This window comes from Pseudomonas sp. NFX5 (assembly GCF_049132125.1).
Lineage (GTDB): Bacteria > Pseudomonadota > Gammaproteobacteria > Pseudomonadales > Pseudomonadaceae > Aquipseudomonas > Aquipseudomonas marginalis.
Window position 1 is genome coordinate 110,692 of the sequence record NZ_JAFMZG010000007.1, and the last position, 20,976, is coordinate 131,667.

General features: G+C 63.4%; 17 protein-coding genes. 5 read left to right on the plus strand and 12 right to left on the minus strand.

Annotated elements, in window-relative coordinates:
- The first annotated feature begins 8 nt into the window (after positions 1-8).
- The 3 genes from J1N02_RS02990 (at position 9) to J1N02_RS03000 (ending at position 4,031) form a co-directional block, all read left to right on the plus strand.
- On the plus strand, positions 9-614 hold the full coding sequence (locus tag J1N02_RS02990; protein ID WP_027607480.1) for a fimbrial protein: 606 nt from the start codon (positions 9-11) through the stop codon (positions 612-614).
- Positions 615-691: 77 nt separating this feature from the next.
- Positions 692-1,432 carry a fimbrial biogenesis chaperone gene (locus J1N02_RS02995; protein ID WP_169899035.1) on the plus strand — a complete coding sequence of 247 codons (741 nt, stop codon included), beginning with the start codon at positions 692-694 and terminating at the stop codon, positions 1,430-1,432.
- Between the two features lie 85 nt (positions 1,433-1,517).
- Positions 1,518-4,031: a fimbria/pilus outer membrane usher protein gene (locus tag J1N02_RS03000; RefSeq protein ID WP_169899037.1), complete on the plus strand. Its 2,514-nt coding sequence runs from the start codon at positions 1,518-1,520 to the stop codon at positions 4,029-4,031.
- 6 nt (positions 4,032-4,037) lie between these two features.
- Here J1N02_RS03000 and J1N02_RS03005 read toward each other — a convergent pair whose 3' ends face one another.
- The 4 genes from J1N02_RS03005 to J1N02_RS03020 all read right to left on the minus strand — a co-directional run bounded on the left by J1N02_RS03005 (position 4,038) and on the right by J1N02_RS03020 (position 9,292).
- Entirely contained in the window at positions 4,038-4,901 is an 864-nt protein-coding gene (locus J1N02_RS03005) for an alpha/beta hydrolase (protein WP_043293750.1), read from the minus strand.
- Positions 4,901-7,126, minus strand: coding sequence for a TonB-dependent siderophore receptor (locus J1N02_RS03010; RefSeq protein ID WP_065940263.1), 2,226 nt, complete (start codon positions 7,124-7,126; stop codon positions 4,901-4,903). Before J1N02_RS03010 ends, J1N02_RS03005 begins: the two co-directional genes overlap by 1 nt.
- 97 nt (positions 7,127-7,223) lie before the next feature.
- Positions 7,224-8,567 (minus strand): HAMP domain-containing sensor histidine kinase, encoded by a 1,344-nt coding sequence (locus J1N02_RS03015; protein WP_027607475.1) that lies wholly within the window; start codon positions 8,565-8,567, stop codon positions 7,224-7,226.
- A complete protein-coding gene (locus J1N02_RS03020; RefSeq protein ID WP_108574170.1) occupies positions 8,567-9,292 on the minus strand; it encodes a response regulator transcription factor in 726 nt (241 codons plus the stop codon). The genes J1N02_RS03015 and J1N02_RS03020 overlap by 1 nt, the downstream gene beginning before the upstream one ends.
- 105 nt (positions 9,293-9,397) lie before the next feature.
- Here J1N02_RS03020 and J1N02_RS03025 point away from each other — a divergent pair, with 105 nt between their 5' ends.
- Positions 9,398-10,222 (plus strand): 5'-nucleotidase, lipoprotein e(P4) family, encoded by an 825-nt coding sequence (locus J1N02_RS03025; RefSeq protein ID WP_421147133.1) that lies wholly within the window; start codon positions 9,398-9,400, stop codon positions 10,220-10,222.
- 7 nt (positions 10,223-10,229) lie between these two features.
- Here J1N02_RS03025 and J1N02_RS03030 read toward each other — a convergent pair whose 3' ends face one another.
- The 6 genes from J1N02_RS03030 to gabT form a co-directional block, all read right to left on the minus strand.
- Entirely contained in the window at positions 10,230-11,570 is a 1,341-nt protein-coding gene (locus J1N02_RS03030) for an OprD family porin (RefSeq protein WP_421147143.1), read from the minus strand.
- 69 nt (positions 11,571-11,639) lie between these two features.
- Positions 11,640-12,845 carry a DUF1624 domain-containing protein gene (locus J1N02_RS03035; protein WP_027607471.1) on the minus strand — a complete coding sequence of 402 codons (1,206 nt, stop codon included), beginning with the start codon at positions 12,843-12,845 and terminating at the stop codon, positions 11,640-11,642.
- A 28-nt stretch (positions 12,846-12,873) separates the two neighbouring features.
- A complete protein-coding gene (locus J1N02_RS03040) occupies positions 12,874-13,644 on the minus strand; it encodes a DUF4198 domain-containing protein (protein ID WP_421147134.1) in 771 nt (256 codons plus the stop codon).
- 828 nt (positions 13,645-14,472) lie between these two features.
- Complete coding sequence (locus tag J1N02_RS03045) at positions 14,473-14,961, minus strand: Lrp/AsnC family transcriptional regulator (protein WP_010449292.1); 489 nt, start codon at positions 14,959-14,961, stop codon at positions 14,473-14,475.
- 45 nt (positions 14,962-15,006) lie between these two features.
- Positions 15,007-15,651, minus strand: coding sequence for a 2-haloalkanoic acid dehalogenase (locus J1N02_RS03050; protein ID WP_092354767.1), 645 nt, complete (start codon positions 15,649-15,651; stop codon positions 15,007-15,009).
- A 48-nt stretch (positions 15,652-15,699) separates the two neighbouring features.
- A complete protein-coding gene (gene gabT / locus J1N02_RS03055) occupies positions 15,700-16,992 on the minus strand; it encodes a 4-aminobutyrate--2-oxoglutarate transaminase (RefSeq protein ID WP_065940269.1) in 1,293 nt (430 codons plus the stop codon).
- A 194-nt stretch (positions 16,993-17,186) separates the two neighbouring features.
- Between gabT and J1N02_RS03060 the strand changes: the two genes are divergently transcribed.
- Positions 17,187-18,113, plus strand: coding sequence for a 2-hydroxyacid dehydrogenase (locus J1N02_RS03060; RefSeq protein WP_092354770.1), 927 nt, complete (start codon positions 17,187-17,189; stop codon positions 18,111-18,113).
- Between the two features lie 179 nt (positions 18,114-18,292).
- Here J1N02_RS03060 and J1N02_RS03065 read toward each other — a convergent pair whose 3' ends face one another.
- Positions 18,293-19,384, minus strand: a complete 1,092-nt coding sequence (locus J1N02_RS03065; protein WP_421147135.1) for a tartrate dehydrogenase — start codon at positions 19,382-19,384, stop codon at positions 18,293-18,295.
- Between the two features lie 20 nt (positions 19,385-19,404).
- Positions 19,405-20,865: an NAD-dependent succinate-semialdehyde dehydrogenase gene (locus J1N02_RS03070; protein ID WP_092354779.1), complete on the minus strand. Its 1,461-nt coding sequence runs from the start codon at positions 20,863-20,865 to the stop codon at positions 19,405-19,407.
- Positions 20,866-20,976: the final 111 nt, after the last annotated feature.

Sequence of the window (20,976 nt, forward strand, 5' to 3'; positions counted from 1 at the left end):
ACATCATCATGAAGAAGTTTTCCCTGGCTGTTATCGCCTCGGCCATTATCGCCGCATCCGGCAGTGCGTTCGCCGACGATACGGTAGCGCCTACTCCTACCCTGGGCGGCAGCGGCAAAATCACCTTCACCGGCGTGATCAACAACGACGCCTGCTCGGTGGACGGCGCCAACTCCGACCGCACCATCTCGGTCGACATGGGCAACGTCTCGATCAAGGACATGGGCACCGCGGAAAACCCAACCGCAGGTCGCGTTACCGCCAAAGACTTCAACCTGAACGTCAACTGCAACCAGGGCACCAAGGTGGCGATGATCTTTGACGCCAACAACGGCGGTTCGGGCCTGGTGACCGGCAAGAACGTACTGGCCCTGAACCCGGGTTCGGCCACCGCGCAAAACGTCGGTATCGCCCTCCTGGACAGCAAAGGCACGCTGATCGATCTGAGCTCGCCAGCCACCGCACGTATCGAAAGCACCATGCACGGTCAAGGCACTGAAGGCGGCGACGCTACCCTGAGCTTCGCGGCGGCCTACGTCACCACCGGTGCCGCCGGTGCGTCCACCGCCGGTCGCGGTGATGCAACCCTGCCGTTCATCCTGCAATACGAATAACCCCGGCGCCCCGTGCACCGAACGCGCGAGGCCATGCGGCCTCGCCATTCCCTTTTTGATGACACCGGATACCCCTCATGCCGCCTCGTTCTATCGCCATGAGCCTGGTGCTGCTGGGCATGCTTATGGCTACCCAGGCCGCCGCCAGCATTTCACTGAATGCCACCCGTATCGTGTTCGATGGCGCCCACAGGGAAGCCAATATCACCGTGCGCAACGGTAACCAGGACGTGTTGGTGCAATCCTGGGTCGACATGAACGATGCCAGCGGCAGCCGCGCACCGTTTGCCGTCACCCCACCATTGGCGCGGGTGTTCGCCAAGGAACAGCAACTGCTGCGCATCCTGTATGAGGGCGCCGGCATGCCCACGGACCGCGAGTCGGTGGTGTGGCTCAACGTGCAGGAGATCCCCAAGGCCAGCGAGGCCGAGAACACCCTGCAACTGGCGATCCGCCAACGCATCAAGATTTTCTACCGCCCTGCCGGCCTCGCAGGCAGTGCGTTGCAGGCCCCAGCGCAGCTCGAGTGGCGCCTGGTCAGACATGGCGCACAGACCCTGCTGCGGGTGAAAAACCCGACGCTCTACCACGTGTCCATGGCCGACATCAAAGTGCAGGCGCAACTGGCCAGCGACTCCACCATGATCGCGCCCGGCGAGGAGAAACAGTTTCCCCTCGGCGCCACGCCCGCCAGCGGGCCGGTGCAGTTGTCGTTTTCCAGCATCAATGACTACGGTGCACAGAACGCGTACACCGCGCCCCTGGCCGTCGGTGCTGCCGCCCCCGCGCACGCCACGGAATCACGCCGCAAACCCTAAGCCCCTTTTCTAATCCACAGGCTCACCTCGCGTGCGTGTTTGCGTGCCCGCCTGTTCGCCAACCCGGGATGTCACAGGTCTTCGCATGTCTTTTTTTTCCAGCAACAGGCCCGCGCACGGCGCACTGACGTTGAAGACACTGTCGCTCGCGATGGCCGCCAGCCTGCCGGCCTGGGCAATGGCCGATGAGCCTGCGGAGCGCTTCAACACCACGTTCCTGCAAGGTGCACAGTCCACCGTAGACCTGCAGCAGTTGCTCTCCGCGAACAGCGTGTTGCCGGGCAATTACCGCGTCGACCTGTACAGCAACGAGGTGCTGGTGGGCCGGCGCGATATCGACTTCAAGCGCAACCCCCACAACGGTCGCGTCGAAGCCTGCCTGAACCTCGACCTGCTCAAGCAATTGGGCATCGACCTGGCCCGCTTGCAGGCCGAGGGCAAACTCGACCCGCAGCACCCGCAGGACTGCTACGCCCTGGCCGAGATAATCGAAGAGGCCAACGTGCGCTATGACAGCAGCCGCCTGCGCCTGCTGGCGAGCATTCCGCAAGTGGCCATGCAACGTGGCTTGCGCGGCTATGTCGACCCGCAGCTGTGGGACGAAGGCGTCACCGCCGCCTTCATCAACTACCAGCTCAACAGCAGTCGTACTGCGGGCGACTACGACACCCGCATCGCCAATAACCTCGGCCTGCGCAACGGCATCAACCTCGGCGCCTGGCGTCTGCGCAACGAATCGAACCTGAGTGGCGGTACCGGGCGCTCGAACACCTACACCAGCAACCGCACCTACCTGCAGCATGATGTGACGGCGATCAAGGGTCAGTTCAGCGCCGGTGAAATTTTCTCCGACACCGACCTGTTTGACAGCGTGCGCTATCGCGGCCTGAAACTGGCCTCCGATGAAGGCATGCGCGCCGACAGCGAACGCGGCTATGCGCCCGTGATCCGGGGTGTGGCGCAAACCAACGCGACCGTGGAAATTCGCCAGAACGACTACATCCTCTACACCGCCAACGTCGCGCCAGGGCCGTTCGAGATCAACGACATCTACCCCAGCGGCTCCAACGGCGACCTGCAAATCACCGTGACCGAAGCCGACGGCAGCCGCCGCGTGACGATGCAGGCGTTCTCCAGCCTGCCGATCATGGTGCGTGAAGGCCAGGTCAAATACAGCGTTTCGGCGGGCACCTTCAAGAGCAATGCCGACGGCCTGGCGACCCCGCGTTTTCTCAGTGGCACGCTGGCGTACGGCTTGACCAGCAACCTCAGCGGCATCGTCGGTTTGCAGGCCAGCGAGGACTACAACGCCGTGTCGGTCGGCGCCGGCAAGAACACCTCGCTGGGCGCGTTCTCCCTGGACGCCACCCACTCGTCCAGCAAGGCACGCGGGCAAACCACCCAGGGCAGCAGCGTGCGTGCGCTATATGCCAAGACCTTCGCCGGCACCGACACCAACTTCACCCTGGCCGCCTACCGCTACTCCACCGAGGGCTACCGCACCCTCACCGACCACGTGGAGGACCTCAGCGAAGACGTGCGCGTTCGCACCGGGCATTCAAAAACCCGCACCGACCTGACCATCAACCAGAGCCTGGGACGCAACAGTGCGTTCGGCAGCCTGTACGTGAATGCCAGCGACCAGCGCTACTGGAATCGCGGCGGCTCGCAGAGTTTTTCCGCCGGCTACACCAGCCACTGGGGCGACCTGAGCTACAACCTGGGCGTGACACGCACCAAGCAGATCGTCACCTGGGGCGAACCCAGCAGCGACACGCAGTTGAACCTGTCCGTCTCATTCCCGCTGGGCAGCCAAGCGCGCGCGCCACGCGCCTTTGTCACCACCAGCCGGCAACACGGCGACACCACCACCCAGGCGGGGATCAACGGCTATGTCGCCGACACCAGCGACACGTTCTATTCGGTGCAGGCGGGCCACAGCGATACCAGCGGCGATTCCGGCTCGGTGAATATCAACAGCCGTACCGCCGTGGCCGACGTCAGCCTCGGCTACAGCCAGGGCCAGGGCTACACCTCGCAGAACGTCAACCTCGCAGGTTCGGTGGTGGCCCATGCCGGCGGTATCAACCTGGGGCAAACGGTCAGCGAGACCTTCGCGCTGGCTCAAGTGCCGGGCATCTCCGGGGCGAAGATCAGCAGTTACAGCGGTGTGGAAACCGGATCCAACGGCTATGCGGTGATCCCGACGGCGCAACCTTATCGGGTGAACTGGATCAGCCTCGACACCCGCGACCTGGGGGGCAACGTGGAGATCACCAACGCCACCCAGCAACTGGTACCGCGCCGGGGGGCCGTGGTCGTCGCGCATTACAGTGGCACCACCGGACGGCGAGTGTTGTTCGAGTTGTTTGATGCGCAACGAAAGCCGCTGTCGTTTGGTACCTCATTGGAAGATGCCAACGGCAAGCAACTGGCAATTGCCGACCCGAACGGCAATGCCCTGGCGCTGGTTGAGCAGGACCGGGGCACCCTGACCATCAAGTGGGGCGAACAGCGTTGCCGTGCGAGCTATGTGCTGGCGCCACAGAACAAGGCGTTGAACTACGAGCGACAGCCGTTGGTGTGCCAACCCGATTGATGACGCCTACAGGTGTTCGAGGGTATAGCGCAACGACGCGGGTAACATCGGGCCATGGCCAAGGCCGGGAAAGGTCTGGTAGCGGGTAGTCAGCCCCTCGACACTTTGCAGCCTGACCAGCAATCGCTTGGCCGCGGCATCATCCTGCGGCGTGGCCGACCTCGTCGGGCCGGCGGGTTCTGCGTCGCCACGCATCAGCAACAGCCTCGGCCGCCGGCCCTGCAGCCGTTGTTGCAAGCCCAGCCCTTCGGCCTCGATCACCCCACTGTTCCACCACAGCGAGGGGCTGGCGGCGGCATACTCATCAAAGGCCTGCGGGCGTGTCAGCAGGGTGTGCAGCACCAGCAGCCCACCATAGGAATGCCCCCACAGCACTTGGCGCGCAGGCTGCACGGCGAGGCGCTGGTTGATCAAGGGCCGGATCTGCCGGGTGAGCAGGTCGAGGAACTGATCGGCCCCACCGCTGGGCACATTCGTCAGTGGGTCGCGTTGCATGCCTTCGCCCACCTGCGGTGTGTAATCGAAGGTGCGGGCATTGCGTTCGATGCGCAGTGGCGTGGCGTACCCCACCGCCACCAGCACCGGTGGCGTCGGGTGGTGGGACAGGCGATTCAACAGCTCGGTATCCAGTGCCGCCATCGCCGCGTTGCCATCCAACAGGTACGCCACAGGGTTGGCGGCACTGACCTTGGGCGGTTGCCCCAGCCAGATGCGGTAGTGCCGCGCACCATCGGCGGAGTCCAGTTCCAGGGTGCTGAAACGGTAGGCGCTGGCTTCGCGCAATACCGGCGCGTCCATCAACTGGTCCGGTGCCGGCCTGGCATGGGCGCCCTGGGTGACAAGCAAGGCGAGGAAGATCGCGCGCCCCATCAGAACGACGCCGTCAGGCTGGTGTACAGGGTGCGGCCGGACTGGTTATAGGTCGCCGCCCCCGCGCCTTCGATGTTGTTCACCCCCTGGGCGTTGCCCTCGCGCCACAGGCGTTTGTCGAAAACGTTATCGACGCCAGCGGTAACGCTCAGATGCTGGCTGATGGCGTAGGTGCCGCTCACACCGGCAATGGCATAGGGCGACAGTTGATTGTTGCCGGTGCCGGTGACACGGTTGCCGTGGTAATCGTACTTTTTCGGGGTCTGCTTGCCGTACCAGGCCACGCTGGCCTGCAGGGACAGGGCCTCGGTGGCTTGCCAATCGAGCATGGAGTTGAGGGTGTACTTGGGCGTGACCGAGAGCACATCGCCGGTCTGTTTGTTTTTCGATTGCAGCATGTAGGTGAAGTTGTTGGTCCAGGTCAGCGACTCGGCCAACGGCAACGTGAGGTTGCCTTCGAGCCCTTCAACCAGTGCCTTGGGGACGTTTTCCCATTGGAAAATATTGGCGTTGGCCGTGGTGCCAGAACCGCCCGAAGCGGTGCCCACCGGCGTCAGGCCGGACTCGATCTTGTTCTTGTAGTCGTTGCGAAAATACGTCAGGCCGGCGACCACCCCGGCAGTATTGCGGTACTCGATCCCCAGCTCCTTGTTGACGCTGGTTTCGGCCTCGAGATCGGCATTGCCTTGCAGGTAGCAGCTCTTGGTCGAGCCATAGCAACCCTGGCCATTGCTGTACAGCAGGTAGTTGGGGTTGAGCTGGTAGAGGTTCGGCGCCTTGTACGAACGGGCAATGCCGGCCTTCAAGGTCAGCGTGTCGGTGAGCACCTGGGACAGGTTCAGCGAGGGGCTCCAGTTGTCGCCGACAATGTCGTGGTGGTCCAGGCGCAGGCCCGGCGTCAGGCGCGTACCGGGGCGCAGCTCGATATTGTCTTCGGCGAACACCGAGAAGATGCGTGACGACGAGGTACTGCTGCGGTTGGTGCTGGTCAGCCCTGCGACACTGCCGCCGGCAGTGGTGGTCTGGGTGTTGGCGCTCGGGTCGTCGAGCCGCGACTCGACCCACTCGGTGCCCAGGGTCAGCACCTGTTCGAAACCGGCGTGCAGCGGCAGGTTGACCTCGCCGTGGGCGGTCAGGTCGCGCAGCACAGTGGTGTAGAAATCGGTGTTGGCGAAGATGCCTTCGGTGCCGCCCGCCAGGCCTTCGTTGATGCGGCTGTTGCGGGTCTTTTCGTATTGCAGGTAGGCCAGGCTGCTGCCGAAATCCCACTCGCCACGGTGGGTGGCCGAATAGGTTTCACGGTAGAGGATGTTGGTCTCATGGCCCAGCATGCTCTTCACATTCGCATTGCTGTTGGTGTTCTGGGTATCGCCGGTATAGATATTGCCCTGGCGGCTGAACCCTGCTTCCAGGTCGAGCGTCTGCTCGGGGGTGAACTGCCAGCTCAGCAGCCCGTTGACGTCCTTGTTGCGTACACCTTCGCGCCCCGCCGGCAAGGTGCCGACCTGGTTACCGGTGCGCACGGACTCATGGCCGCTGTTGATATCGGCATCGTCGGCATTGGTCTTGGCGATGTTGCCGTACACGCGGTAGCTGAGGGTGTCGGTCAGCGGGCCGTTGAGGCCGAAGTTCATGCGCTCGGTCTCACCCTCGGCCGTGTGCTGGGCGAAGTTGTGGTAGATCGTCGCCGAGCCGTGGGTTTCGCTGCCCGGTTGCCGGGTGATGATATTCACCACGCCGCCTGCCGCGCCGTTGCCGTAACGCGCCGCCGCCGGACCACGGATGACTTCGATGCGCTCGATCTGGTCAGCCGGCACCCAGTTGCTGTCACCACGGCTGTCGCGCTCGCCACGCCAGCCGTAACGCACCGAGTTACGGCTGCTGACCGGCTTGCCGTCCACCAGGATCAGGGTGTTTTCCGGGCCCATGCCGCGGATGTCGATCTGGCGGTTGTTGCCGCGCTGGCCGCTGCTGGAGTTACCGGTGAGGTTGACGCCAGGCATGGTGCGGATGATCTCCGAGAGGTCATTGGCCGGGGGGCGTTTCTTGATGTCTTCGGCGGTGATGATCGACACGCCGGGCATCTGCTTGATCTCTTCCTGTGCGGTGCCCAGTACCGTCTGGGTCGGCAGCTCCATCTGCGCGGGGGCTTCGGTTTCAACCGCGAAACTGCTGGCGGGCAACAGGCTGCAAATACTCACGGCAAGCAGGGACAAGCGGAACATGCGCGGATCTCCAAACGTCAGCCCGACCGATAGCGGTGGGCCATCAAAGATCGCCGATGATAATCAGATGCAATTGCGAGTAAAGAACATTAACTTTCTAAACATTCGCCGCGGGCAGGCGCAGGTTCATGCGCAGACCTTGAGTGCCCTGGCTGGCCCACAGCCGGCCGTGCTGCAGTTCGATGGCGCGCCGGGCGATGCTCAGGCCCAGGCCGAAACCGCTGCCCACCGTGCCATCCAGGCGCAGGTAGGCTTCGAAGATGCGCTCAAGATCGCCTTCGGCCACGCCCGGCCCCTGGTCTTCGATCACCAGCCACCAGCTGTCGCCGTCACGCTCGCCGCTCAAGCGCACCACGGCGTGTTGCGGTGAGTGGCGGATGGCATTGCGCAGGATATTTTCCAGGGCCTGGGCAAAGCTGTTGAGGTGCACGTGCACCTGGCAGGCGCTGTCCAGCTCGCAGACCAGCGCATCCAGGGGCCAGCCGGTTTCGAAATGCGCGTCCTGCACCAGCGCTTCCCACACCGAGGCCACCACCACCGTTTCAGCTTCCAGGCGCGGTTTTTCGGTGTCGAGCCAGGCCAGGTTGAGGGAGTCGTCCACCAGCCGGCGCATCTCCTCCACTTCCCGTCCCAGGCGCTGCTCCAGCTGGGCCGGCGACAGGCCGCTTTCACTGGCGATCTTCAAGCGTGCCAACGGTGTGCGGATTTCATGGGACAGGGTGCGCAGCAATTGCCGTTGCTGGTGCAGGCTCTGGCGCAGGCGCCCCGCCATGTGTTCATAGGCGCGTGCCAGCTCGCCCAATTCGTCCGGGCGCTGGGTCACGCGGCTGCTGGCCAGGGGCTCGAGGTCGCCGGCACTCAAGGCGTTGGCGCGCTCACGCAGTTCGTTCAACGGCTGTACCAAATGGCGATACAGCAGCAACCCCAGGCCCAGCGCCAACAGCACCGGTACCACGCCGTGGCTCAACACATGGGTCCAGGGCGTCAGGCCCGGTGGCAACAGGCGCTCCGGCAATTGCATCACCAGTCGACCGCGCTCGGGGTGCTGGGGGAAGGCGATGCTGACGTAGGGCAATTCATCGTCCAGGCGCTTGCTCATCGGCCAACTGAGCTTGCGCATGAAAGTCAGGTGGCCGACCTGTTCGGCCGTCAGCGGCGTGGTGCCCAGACTGTGCAAGTAGTCATCCAGCACCGCGACCCAGGTGTGCTCGCGCTGCTGCAACGCCAGTCGCCAGCGCTCCAGCGCCTGGGCATCGCCGCGGGCCGCCAGCTGTTCCGCCTCGGCGGCATACGCAGCCAGCGCGATGCGATCCGGCTGTTCCAGAAAGTAGGTGTTGCGCTCCACCTGCAAGCCCCAGCTCCAGACCAGCCACACCAGCAGCAGGCAGAAGCACACTTGCAGCGCCGCCATTTTCCACAGCAGCGGATGACGGCGCGGCATCAGGCGCTGTCGCACAGCAGCACGTAGCCCTGATGGCGCACCGCGTCGATGCGAATACCCTGCACATCGATGGCCGCCAGCTTGCGGCGCAGGTTGCACACATGCACATCGAGGCCACGGTCCAGGCGGGTGTAGGGGCGATGCAGCACCTGTTGGTAGAGGAAAGCCTTGCTCAGCGTCTCGCCCCGGTGTGCGTGCAGCGTGCACAACAGACGGAATTCCGAAGCCGTCAGCCCGGCGGCGCGGCCGTTACAGGTGAAATCGCGTGCGTCGCTGTCCAGTCCCGATGTGGAATGCCGGGCGAGCGGTTTCGCGACCCCGCAATCAATCGCCACGCGACGCAGCAAGGCGTCGATGCGCACATCGAGTTCCGCCAGGCTGAACGGCTTGGGCAAGTAGTCATCGGCGCCCTGGCTGAAGCCGGTGATGCGATCCTGCTCGGCGCCCAGCGCCGACATCAGGATCACCGGGGTGCCGCGCGCATGCCGCAGGCGTGCAAGGATATTCAGGCCGCTTTCATTGGGCAGCATGATGTCCAGCAGGATCAGCTCCACCGGCGAATGCAGCGCCAGGTCCAAACCCTGGTCGCCGCACTGGGTACTGTTCAAGGCAAAGCCGCGACGGCTCAAATGGTTGCTCAGGTGCGTGCACAGCTCCACGTCATCCTCGATGATCAGGATGCGCGGGGCCGGCGATAAGGTTGGCGCTAGATGATAAGTATTCACAATTACGTCAGTTTCGCATCCGGCGAAACATTTCGCAATGTGGTGAATCCACGCGGGATTAGGCTAAGGTGCCGCCCACGCGCCCTTTCCCTGCGAGACCTCTGCATGCGACCCCTGATCTTCGCCAGCCTGTGCCTGCTGGCAGGCTGCCAACAAACGCCGCCGGCCAACGACCAGCTCGACGCCGTACTCTGGACCCAGACCTCCATCGAACACGAGTTGATCTATCGCCAGGTGTTCGCCAACGCCACCCGCCAGCTCGACGTGGCCCTGGCCGATCCCAGCTGGGACGCGTTGCCCTTCCCGCCCCGCAACCTGAGCGGCCTGCCACCGGCAGTGGTGGTGGATATTGACGAAACCCTGCTGGACAACGTGCCGCTCAATGCCCGCGACGTCATCCATAACCAGGTGTATGGCTACGACCGCTGGAACACCTGGGTCGACCAGGCCAAGGCCCAGGCCCTTCCCGGTGCCGTGGCGTTCCTGCAAGCGGCGAAGCAAAAAGGCATCACGGTTTACTACCTGACCAACCGCGAACACAGCCAGGTCGCGGCCACGGTGGCCAACCTGCGCCTGCGCGGTTTTCCGGTGGAGAGCAATCAACAGGTGCTCGCCGCCAGCACGCCTACCGGGCACTGCGAAAGCGCCGGCTACGGCAAGAACTGCCGCCGCCAATGGGTCGCCAGCCAGGCTCGCGTGCTGTTGATGGCCGGTGATTCCCTGGGGGATTTCGTCCAGGCCGAACGCAACACCCTCGAGGCCCAGCGCAAGGCCGTCGAACCCTATGTGAACTGGCTCGGGCAGCGCTGGTTTTTGCTGCCCAACCCGACTTACGGCAACTGGTACAGCGCGCCCTATGGGGACGATGAAAAGCTGCCGTTCGCGCAGAAACGCCAGCTCAAGCAGCAGGCGTTGCAGTTGCAGGAGTAACGCCGACCTAGTGCAAGCGCCCGCCCAACGGGTACTCGACCGCCAGGCGGATCTGGTTGGCATCCAGTTCCGCCTGGGCCGCATTGCCCCGGTGCACGGCATGGCGCAGGGTAAAGGCGAGGTTTTTCGCGGCCCCGGACTGCACCACGTAGCGTGCCTGCAGGTCACGTTCCCAATGCCTGCCCCCATCACCGTAGCCGAGCCATTGGTAGCCGCCGCGAGGATCCATGTGGCGGCCGTCGATGCCACTGCCGCGTACATACAACGCCGCCAGGCTCAGGCCGGGCATGCCATGGGCCGCCAGGTCCAGGTCATAACGGGCCTGCCACGAGGCCTCCCGTGGGGCGTTGAAGTCGGACAACGCCACGGCGTTGCTCAGGTAAATCGCCCCGCGCGTCACGTAGTCGAACGGCGTGTCGCCACTGACTTTCTGATAGCCCACGCCCACACTGTGGGCACCGAACCGATAGGTCGAGAGCAGGCTCCATGTGGTGTTATCGATGCGCCCGGACAACGCCTTGCCGGTGTCCTGGGTGCGATACAGGTTCAGGTCAACGGTCAGTGCCTGGCCGGGAAACAGCGGCCGGGTGTAGACCGCCCCCAGGTAATGCTGGCGCCAGGTGTCTTCATAGACAGCGCTGAACACGCTGGCGCTCAGCCCCTTGATTGCCGTATTGCGCACGCCCACCAGGTCAAAGCGATCGCCTTGCCTGCCATTGGAATAGTTGACGACAAACCCTCGGTCATGGCTGCTGGCGTTGCGGTCGGTGCTCTCATTGAAGTGCCCCGCGAACAGGGTGGTGGCCGGCAACTCGCGGCTGGTCAGCCACCATCCCGTCGCGGTTTCGGGCAGCAAGCGGCTGTCGGACGAGGCAAACACCGGGGTTTTCACCCGCTGCTCGCCGTAGCGCAATTCGGTTGAGGAAACGCGCAGTTTGGCAACTGCGCCACCGCGGCTGAACTGCTCCTTGGGGTGGCCGTCATTGTCCACCGCCAATAGCCGTGCCTTCCCGGCGCGCCCACCGCCACTGTCCAATTGCCAGGCGGAATAAACGTGGGCATCCAGGCCAAAACCCAGGGTGCCGGTGGTGAAACCCGAGGCGTAGTCAGCCATCAGGCCATAGGCCCATTCTTCCGCCAGGTCGCTGCGCTGGGATCGAGGTTTGTAGGCGTTGCGTGCGCCGTTGCTGAGGGCGCCATGCTGGTAGTCGCGGCGGTCGTAGACACTGCGGTTGAGCAGGTTCCACTGGCTGTCCTCGATAAAGCCGTTGGCGGTGTCTTGTTCGGCGGCGAAGGCGAGCAGGCTCTGCCCTCCCAATGCCAATAGCAGGGTGCGGGTCGATAGCATCTTCACGGTTTGACTCCAGAACGTGTCAGGCAAAGGTGTTCCGCAGGGCGCAGAACACCGTTGGTTCCGTCAGAGGTATTTGAGCATCGCGATGTCGCGACGACGCTGCTTGAGGTCGGCGAACCAGCGTGTCGGGAAGAACAGCAACACCCCGAGTATCACGCTCCACAACCACACCATGGGCAGGTCGTCAAAACCGTAGTAGGTGCCCTGGTTGGCGCCCCAGATCGCCAGCGCGACCAGGTACATGGCCTTGAGCACGTACAGGTGCAGCAAGTAGAAAAACATCGGCGCCCCACCGTAGATCGCCAAGGTCGCAGTGGCCCAGCGGGCCTGCCACTTCTCGAACAGCGCCAACAGCAGCAGCGACAGGCCCAGGGTGGGCATCAGGAACATCAGCGACGGCGGGTATTTCTTCGCGCTCATGAAGCTCATGAAGGTGCGCAGCGCATCACCGGTCTGCACCCAGGGTTTCTCGCCATACACATTGAGGTAGCGGATAAACACGAACGCGACCAGCAGGCCTGCACCCAGCTTGACCAGGCGCGAGATACGCTCCGCCGACGGCATTGCCTTGCCAAACCACGGGCCGATGCCCCAGCCCAGCAGGATCACACCGATCCACGGCAATATCGGGTACGTCGTGCGGGCGCGGGTGAATTCGGTAATGTCGATAAACACCCGCTGATGCAGGATCGACCAGGGCACGAAGAACGGCGACTCCGGCCCGACGGTCACGCCGTCGAGCAGGTTATGCCCGGCGACAATCGCCACCCCCAGCACGATCAGCCAGGCGCGCTTGAAGTGCAGCAAACCGGCGAGCACGATCATGCACAGGCCGATACACCAGATCACTTGCAGCCACAACGTCTTGGGTGGGAATTCGGCATTCCAGGCAAAGCACACGAAGGTGATTTCCAGGAACACCAGGAACAGCCCGCGCTTGAGCAAAAACACCGAGGTTTCGCGGGCGCTGTGTTTCTGGCTGTAGAGCCAGGCCGACAAGCCCGTCAGGAAGATAAACGCCGGGGCGCAGATCTCGCTGAGCATACGGGTGAAATACAGGTCCGGGGTGACACTCAAGGCGTCGATCGGGTCGGTGACCTGCCGGTGCAGCAAGAAGGTTTCGCGCACATGGTCGATGAGCATCAACAGCATCACAAAACCACGCAGCGCATCGATAGCCAGCATGCGTGTGGCCGTCGTGACGTTCGTGCGGGCAAGCGTCGGCGCAACAGTGCCCGCCTGACCGGCCAATCCTGAAGAAAGGGTCATATCAATCACTCATGAAGGAGGCAATGAATCAGGCTGACTTTTTCAGCCTGGCGACTTCCGATGCCGGCAGTTGCGACGGCGCGCGAGGTAACGGCGCCTGGCCTTGCCGGCGGTGGAACGACAACGTCGAACTGAAGCGTTTGACGTCAAACCGCTCGGGCTTGCCCGCCGGATCAAGACGCTCGCCAGGGCTGTTGTCCTGGTACTCGACGGCCACCACGTAAGTGCCCTGCCAGGGCAGCGCGAAGCTGACGTTGCCGGCGGCATCGCTGCGCTGCTTGAAGACTTCACCGGAGGCGGTTTCCAGCAGAACCTCCTGGCCCGTCAGCGGCTTGCCCGCGTAGAACACCCGGAACTGCGCACGGCCCGCATCGGCAACGCCGGTGGGGACGATATCCAGGGTCAGCTCCGGGCTACGGGCCCGCAGGTCACCGACCCAACGCGTGGCCGGGGTCCAGGCGGCTTTCAAGGTCTTGCCGCCTTCCTGCACATCGAACATCGGATAGTGCAGGTCTTGGGCCAGCAGCGAATCCTCTTGCCCGGGCTGCTCCGCCAGCAGGAACGCCTGGCGCTGCAGGCTCAGTTGCAGCGGTGCCGACCGGTCGGCCATCGACCACGCCCGCAGTTGCCTGAACCGGTCCATTCCCCCCGGCGTGACCTCCAGCACGTTCTTGTCATATTCCCCGTAGTACAAGGCCAAGGGCTGACCGGGAAGTTGTTCGTACCAAATCTGATGCGCCTCGCTGGCGGTTGCCAACATGAACGCCCCATAACCCAACAGTGCTTTTGCGTTGCTCATTCGCATTTTTTTCGCTCCGATTGGTGGTGTTCAACCCACGGCTGTCGCGGCTGGAAAACACCGCACAACCCTGCGCTCCCTCACTCTGCGAGCATTACAGCGCAGGCCCTTTTGCGTTTTTCGCCGAATTGCACCCACGGATCGGCGCAGACCACTGTTTAAGGGCCCAAAAAAGTGTTTTATGCGGGTTGCGTCGAGATGAGGCGTTTAGCCGAGACTACGGGGGGGCGTGTCCAATTGAGGTGCAAAAGCAGTGAGCTTTGATCGTTCCCACGCCCTGCGCAAAGCTGTGTACCTGATGTACCGAGGTGCCTGCATCGCAGGCAAGCCAGCTCCCACATTTGAACCGGTTCACCCCCTAAAGCGGGGTCAGCTGAAAGACCGCCATCAGGGGCATAGCTATCTACAACGTTGTAGCCACCAACAGTAACCACGATGCGAAGCGAGCCGCCCTTGATCTTGATCTTGATCTTGATCTTGATCTCAGGCGCCCCGTTAAACCACGCTGGCCGGAATTCGACAGTGATTTGGGGGGTAAACCGGCAGGGATGCCGGTTTAGCCGCCCCGCGCCATGGATGGCGCGTGGCGGCGGCCCCCCAAATCACTGTCGGATTACGGGCACACCGAGCCTGGGCGAGGTGCCGAGTGGTGGGGCGAAGGCCTTTTGCTTACTTTTGGGCCTCTCCAAAAGTGAGTCGCTGTAAGAGCGAAACCCTAAGTGGCCGTTACCGCAGCAACGGATATGTACTCATTCCACGCCAACATCCTGGTCGGCTGTCAGGCCGCCATCAGGTTCAAGCCCCCTCCCACAGGAAAGCGCGCGGATTTCAGTGCCGCAGCAACTTGCGCAACGGCACGCCATCCTTGAGCACCGGTGACTTGATCACGATGTAGCTGAAGTACTTGGAGATGCCAATGTTCTTATCCAACAGGCTCTCGACCACTTCCTGGTAGTGCTGGATGCTGCGGGTCATGAAACGCACCAGATAGTCGTAGCCACCGCTGATCAGGTGGCACTCGAGTACCTCGTCCACCAGGCGGATATTCGATTCGAACTTGGCGAAGTCTTCACGTTTATGGTCGCTGAGGGTGATCTCGGTAAACACCGTCACCGAATCGGTGATCTTGGCCAGGTTCAAGTGCGCCTTGTAGCTGGAAATATACCCGGCCGATTCAAGCCGCTTGACCCGTTGCAGGCAGGGGCTGGCGGACAGGCCCACGGCATCGGCGAGGCTGACATTGGTCATCCGCCCGTCTTTTTGCAGTTCAACCAGAATACTGATGTCGATCCGGTCCAGCTTGACTTGCCCTTCCATCACGTACCTCTTGACTGCCGTTTGTAAGACAATCTTCTAGCAAAATCAGCGCCGTAAAGACAGCTGATGCTGCGCCACCAGATCCGCCATGCTGTTGATGCAGTACTCCGCCGCACAAGGCGAAGGCTGCCGCGCCCGGTGGCGGCCGATCAAACAGCGGTCCAGCGCCCCGTGTGTGCCGACCGACGGTCGCGTCACATGCAGCACCGGTTGCAGCTGCGCGCCTCGGTCCGTGAGCCATTGCGGGTCTTCGGCGAGGGAAATGAAATCTTCCGGTGCAATCCCCAATCGCTCGCACAACACCCCGCGGTCCTCGGCATCACGGTCGCCACGCACCAGCAAGCGGTAGAACTTGCGCAGGTACAGCATCGCCCCCGGCGCATCCTCGAACAACGACCAATTGCCCGCCGAACGAGCAAAGCTCATGCCCTCCTCCCAACTGGCGTGCAGCCCCCAACTTTCGGCCAGTTGGCGATGGGCAAAACACAACACGCCACTGAAGCCCAGCTCGGCGAAACGCGGGTAGAGCCTGGCAACCTGCGTGTTGAATTCGGCCAGCACCTGATCCTTGGCCGGCTGCCCGCCACGGCTGTCGAGCAGCGGCTGCAACGCCGCCCACACCCCTGAATCGCGATCCACCAGCACTTCATCGCAATCGATCAGCAACGCTCGATAATCTGTCAGTCCCATGTGGGGTCAAGCCTCCAATGCCGCAGTTGGCCCGTAGCGGGCACAGCCTCAGTTCAAGACCCGTGCCAAGGCGCCGTCGAGGATTTCCAGCGCTTCGTCGACCTGGGCTTCGCTGGTCACCAACGGCGCGAGGAAGCGCAGCACATTGCGATGTACCCCGCACTTGATCACCAGCAAACCACCGGCCCGGGCTGCATCGATCAAGCGTTGATTGAGATCGGCATCCGGGGTGCGGGCCGGGTCATCCTTGATCAACTCCATCGCCAGCATAAAGCCGGTGCCGCGCACATCGCCGATGCGCGAGCAGCGCGCCTGCAAACCGAGCAACCCCTGGCGCAGGCGCTCGCCCAGTACTTGGCTGCGCGCCAGCAACTGCTCCTGCTCGAACGCATCGATCACCGCCAGCGCCGCCGCACAGGCCAGCGCATTACCACCGTAGGTGCCGCCCAGCCCGCCGGGCAGCGGTGCATCCATGATGTGCGCCTTGCCGACCACGCCGGACAACGGCAAGCCGCCGGCCAGGCTCTTGGCCACGGTGACCAGGTCGGGCTGGATACCCGCGTGCTGGAAACCGAACCAGGTGCCGGTGCGACCGAAGCCGGTCTGGATCTCGTCGAGGATCAACACGATGCCATGCTTGTCGGCCAACGCCCGCAACGCCTGGAGAAACTCAGGGGGCGCAGTGAGGAAACCGCCATCGCCCTGCACCGGTTCGATGATGATCGCGGCCACCCGTTCCGGCGCTACCTGGGTCGCCAGCAACTCATCCAGGGCCTTGAGCGCGATGTCGCTGGTCACGCCGCGATAAGCATTCGGGTACGGGGTGTGGAACACCTCCGGCGCAAACGGCCCGAAGTTCTGCTTGTAGGGCTGGCTCATGCCGGTGAGCGTGGTGCCCAGCAATGTGCGCCCGTGGAAACCGCCACGGAAGGCGATGACCGCCGAGCGATTGGTATGGGCGCGGGCGATCTTCACCGCATTTTCCACCGCCTCGGCGCCGGAGGTGAAAAACGCCGCTTTATAGGCTTCCTGGCCGCCGATCATTTCACACAGGCGCTGGGCCAGGTCGAGGTAAGGCTGGTAGGCCACCACCTGGAAGCAGGCATGGGAAACCTTCTGCAACTGGGCCTGCACGGCGGCGACCACCTTGGGGTGGTTATGGCCGATGTTGAGCACACCGATACCGCCGACGAAGTCCAGGTAACGCTTGCCATCCACGTCCCACAATTCGGCGCCCTGGGCGCGGTCGATCACCAGCGGGTGCGCGGTCACCAGGCCACGGGGCACGAACTGCTCGCGCTGACGGAGCAAATGAGGGGTTTCGTCGACTTTGCTATTCATGGCATTTCCCATCGTGAGTCCGGCAACCGGAAGGTGGTTGCGATGCAGTCCAGAGTACGGCCTGCGGGCAACCAACTACGCCGAACTTGCCCCGTGAGAAATTCGGATCAACTGTTTTCGCCCCGCGTTTCAACAGATCCTGCGCCGGGCTTTGGGCGATGATGATGCTTCCGTTTATCCAGCAGGAAATGCCCATGGCCTTGCTCTACAAAGCTGACCCGGTGCGCGGCCGACACTGGCAGGCACTGTTCGCCCAACACGCGCCGGAAATCGAGTGGCGCACCTGGCCCGACCTCGGCAACCCCGACGAGGTCGACTACCTGGCCGCCTGGCAGGCACCGGAAGATCTGGCCCGCGTGCTGCCCAACCTGAAGGTGTTGTTCGCCTTGTCGGCCGGTGTCGATCAGTTGGACCTTGATCGCCTGCCTGCGGGCCTGCCGGTGGTGCGCCTGTTGGATCCGGGTATCACCCGCGGCATGTGCGAATACGCCAGTTGGGCGGTGCTCAGCCTGCACCGGGATATGTTGCGCTACCGCCAGCAGCAGGTTGCGCGCTGTTGGCAGGCGCACCTGTTGCAACCGGCTGCGAACCGGCGCGTGGGGGTGATGGGGTTGGGTGCCCAGGCCCAGCAGATCCTGGCGACCTTGGCCCCCCTGGGCTTTGCCCTGTCCGGCTGGGCGCGCAGTGCGCACCAGGTGTCGGGGGTGGAGTGTTATGCGGGGGAAGCGCAACTGCCGGCGTTTCTCAGCCAGTGCGATATTTTGCTGTGCGTGTTGCCGTTGACGGAGCAGACCCAGGGGATCCTGGACCGGCGCTTGTTTGCGCAACTGCCACGGGGGGCGGGGTTGGTGAATATGGGCCGTGGGGGGCACCTGGTGGAAGAGGATTTGCTCGAGGCGTTGGAGAGTGGGCAGTTGAGTGGGGCGGTGCTGGATGTGCTGCGGGAAGAGCCGGCGGCGCCGGAGCATCCGTTCTGGGGGCATCCGCAGGTGTTGTTGACGCCACATATTGCGGCCATGACCCAACCGGAGAGTGCGTTTGCGGTGTTGCTGGAGAATATTCGGCGGTTTGAGCGGGGGGAGGAGATGGTGGGTGAGGTGGATCGGTTGCGGGGGTATTGAGTACCTATTCGGTTCCAAGGCAGTCGGTTCCAAGGCCGTGGGTTCCAAGCCGCAAGAGCAGGCCAAGGTTTACCTGATGTATGCAGATCAAACGGTGGAAGGGGGCTTGCCCCCTCCCACATTTTTTACCCAGTACATCAGGCACAACGCCGATCGGCTATAAGGCCGCCGCGCTTTGATCAATTCGTCTCAGTCAACCGCGTCGCAATTGCCAATCCCACATCCTGAGTCGATCCCCGGCCCCCCAGATCCGGCGTGACCACCCCTTCTGCAATCACCGCCTCAATCGCCCGCAATATCCCATCATGGGCCGCCCGATACCGCCCATCCCCATTGCCCAAGAAGTCCAACATCAACGCCCCCGACCAGATCATCGCAATCGGATTGGCTATGTTCTGCCCGTAAATATCCGGCGCCGCCCCATGCACCGGCTCGAACAATGACGGAAACCGCCGCTCCGGATCCAGGTTCGCCGACGGCGCTATCCCGATGGTCCCCGCACACGCCGGCCCCAGGTCCGACAGGATGTCGCCAAACAGATTCGAGGCCACCACCACATCAAACCGGTCCGGCTGCAACACAAACCGCGCACACAAAATATCGATGTGCTGCTTGTCCCACGTCACCTCGGGATAGTTCGCCGCCATCAACGCCGTGCGCTCATCCCAGTAAGGCATGCTGATGGAAATCCCATTGGACTTGGTCGCCGCCGTCAGCTTCTTGCGCGGACGGGTCTGGGCCAGGTCGAAGGCGAACTTGAGGATGCGGTCAACCCCGCGTCGAGTGAACACCGACTCCTGCAGCACGAATTCATGCTCGGTGCCTTCGAACATCTTGCCGCCCACCGAGGAGTATTCGCCCTCGGTGTTTTCGCGGATCACCACAAAGTCGATGTCCCCCGGCGCGCGCCCGGCCAAGGGGCATGGCACGCCGGGGAACAGCCGCACCGGGCGGATGTTCACGTACTGGTCGAAGTCGCGGCGGAACTTGAGCAGCGAGCCCCACAGCGAGATGTGGTCCGGGACTTTGTCGGGCCAGCCCACGGCGCCGAAGTAGATCGCGTCAAAGCCCTTGAGCTGCTCGAACCAGTCCTCGGGCATCATCTGCCCGTGTTCCAGGTAGTAATCGCAGTGGGCCCAGTCGAGCACTTCGATGCTCAGGTCCAGGTCCCAGATCCTGGCGGCCTGTTCCAGTACCCGCAGCCCTTCGGGCAGGACTTCCTTGCCGATGCCATCGCCGGCAATCGCGGCGATTCTGAATGCCTTGCTCATGGTGCATGCCTCGCAAAAATTCAGTTCAAGCCGCCGATATGGAAGGCTTTGACTTCAAGGTATTCGTCCAGGCCGTACTTGCTGCCCTCGCGCCCCAGGCCCGATTGCTTGATGCCGCCGAACGGCGCGACCTCCATCGAGATGATCCCGGTGTTGAGGCCGACCATGCCGAACTCCAGGGCCTCGCCAAAACGCCACGAACGCTGCAGGTCCTGGGTGAAATAGTAGGCGCCCAGGCCATACGGGGTGGCGTTGGCCAGGGCGAGGGCCTGGGCTTCGTCGGTAAAGCGCATCAGCGGTGCCACCGGGCCGAAGGTTTCTTCATTGGCCAGCAACATCCCGGCGTGGGTATCGCCGAGTACCGTGGGCTGCACGAACTGGCTGTCGCCGCTGGGGACGGCGCCGCACAGCAGCCGGGCGCCCTGGCTCAGGGCGTCGTCGATATGCCGCGCGACTTTACTCACCGCTGCGGGGTTGATCAGCGGGCCGATAGTCACGCCGTCGTCCAGGCCGTTGCCGACCTTGAGCTTGCCCACCTCTTCCACCAGCCGCGCCGCGAAACGCGCGTAGATACCGTCCTGCACCAGGATGCGGTTGGCGCACACGCAGGTTTGCCCGGCGTTGCGGAACTTGCTGAGCATCACCCCGGCCACCGCCTGTTCGAGGTCGGCGTCGTCGAACACGATAAACGGTGCATTGCCGCCCAGTTCCAGGCTCAAGCGCTTGATGTGCTCGGCGCTCTGGCGCATCAACAGGCGGCCGACGGCGGTGGAGCCGGTAAAGGAAATCTTGCGCACCGCCGGGTTGCCGGTCAGCTCTTCGCCAATGCCGGCGGGCAAGCCGGTGATCACATTGAACACCCCGACCGGAATACCGACGCGCTCGGCCAGCACCGCCAGGGCCAGGGCCGACAGCGGCGTGAGGTCCGAGGGTTTGACGATGATCGGGCAACCGGCGGCCAGGGCCGGCGCGCATTTGCGCGTGATCATCGCGTTGGGGAAATTCCATGGGGTGATGGCGGCGCATACGCCCACCGGTTGCTTGAGGGTCAGCAAACGCCGATCACCACTGGGCGCGGGCATGGTTTCGCCGTAGACCCGGCGCGCTTCCTCGGCGAACCATTTGACGAAACCGGCACCGTAGCGCACTTCGCCACGGGCTTCGTTCAGGGGTTTGCCCTGCTCGCAGGTCATGATCAGCGCCAGGTCATCGAGGTTGTCGATCATCGCCTGGTACCAGCGCTCCAGCAGCGCCGCGCGTTCGGCAGCCGGGCGTGCGCGCCAGGCGGGCCAGGCACGCTCGGCGGCTTCGATGGCGCGGCGGGTGTCCACCGCGTCCATGGCCGGCACCTGGGCAATCACGTGGCCGGTGGCCGGGTCGCGGATGGCCAGGGTGGCGCCGCTGTCGGCAGCGATCCACTGGCCATCTACGTAGGCGAGTTCAGCCAGCAGGCTGGGGTCTTGCAAGCGATTCTTGAGCATGGTCGAGTCCTGATCCGAGACACGCTCCAGTCTAGGGAGGCGCCGCAAACGAGGATGCCGAAAGCGCGGTTAAAGCAGCGTGCCGTGCTGAAATTGCGCCCAGGACGGCAG

Coding starts and splice junctions, on each gene's coding strand:
- J1N02_RS02990 (WP_027607480.1), top strand. CDS start 9: ATGAAGAAGTTTTCCCTGGCTGTTATCGCCTCGGCCATTATCGCCGCA.
- J1N02_RS03040 (WP_421147134.1), bottom strand. CDS start 13,644: ATGAGCAACGCAAAAGCACTGTTGGGTTATGGGGCGTTCATGTTGGCA.
- J1N02_RS03050 (WP_092354767.1), bottom strand. CDS start 15,651: ATGGGACTGACAGATTATCGAGCGTTGCTGATCGATTGCGATGAAGTG.
- J1N02_RS03025 (WP_421147133.1), top strand. CDS start 9,398: ATGCGACCCCTGATCTTCGCCAGCCTGTGCCTGCTGGCAGGCTGCCAA.
- J1N02_RS03030 (WP_421147143.1), bottom strand. CDS start 11,570: ATGCTATCGACCCGCACCCTGCTATTGGCATTGGGAGGGCAGAGCCTG.
- J1N02_RS03070 (WP_092354779.1), bottom strand. CDS start 20,865: ATGCTCAAGAATCGCTTGCAAGACCCCAGCCTGCTGGCTGAACTCGCC.
- gabT (WP_065940269.1), bottom strand. CDS start 16,992: ATGAATAGCAAAGTCGACGAAACCCCTCATTTGCTCCGTCAGCGCGAG.
- J1N02_RS03035 (WP_027607471.1), bottom strand. CDS start 12,845: ATGACCCTTTCTTCAGGATTGGCCGGTCAGGCGGGCACTGTTGCGCCG.
- J1N02_RS02995 (WP_169899035.1), top strand. CDS start 692: ATGCCGCCTCGTTCTATCGCCATGAGCCTGGTGCTGCTGGGCATGCTT.
- J1N02_RS03060 (WP_092354770.1), top strand. CDS start 17,187: ATGGCCTTGCTCTACAAAGCTGACCCGGTGCGCGGCCGACACTGGCAG.
- J1N02_RS03065 (WP_421147135.1), bottom strand. CDS start 19,384: ATGAGCAAGGCATTCAGAATCGCCGCGATTGCCGGCGATGGCATCGGC.
- J1N02_RS03045 (WP_010449292.1), bottom strand. CDS start 14,961: ATGGAAGGGCAAGTCAAGCTGGACCGGATCGACATCAGTATTCTGGTT.
- J1N02_RS03000 (WP_169899037.1), top strand. CDS start 1,518: ATGTCTTTTTTTTCCAGCAACAGGCCCGCGCACGGCGCACTGACGTTG.
- J1N02_RS03010 (WP_065940263.1), bottom strand. CDS start 7,126: ATGTTCCGCTTGTCCCTGCTTGCCGTGAGTATTTGCAGCCTGTTGCCC.
- J1N02_RS03015 (WP_027607475.1), bottom strand. CDS start 8,567: ATGCCGCGCCGTCATCCGCTGCTGTGGAAAATGGCGGCGCTGCAAGTG.
- J1N02_RS03005 (WP_043293750.1), bottom strand. CDS start 4,901: ATGGGGCGCGCGATCTTCCTCGCCTTGCTTGTCACCCAGGGCGCCCAT.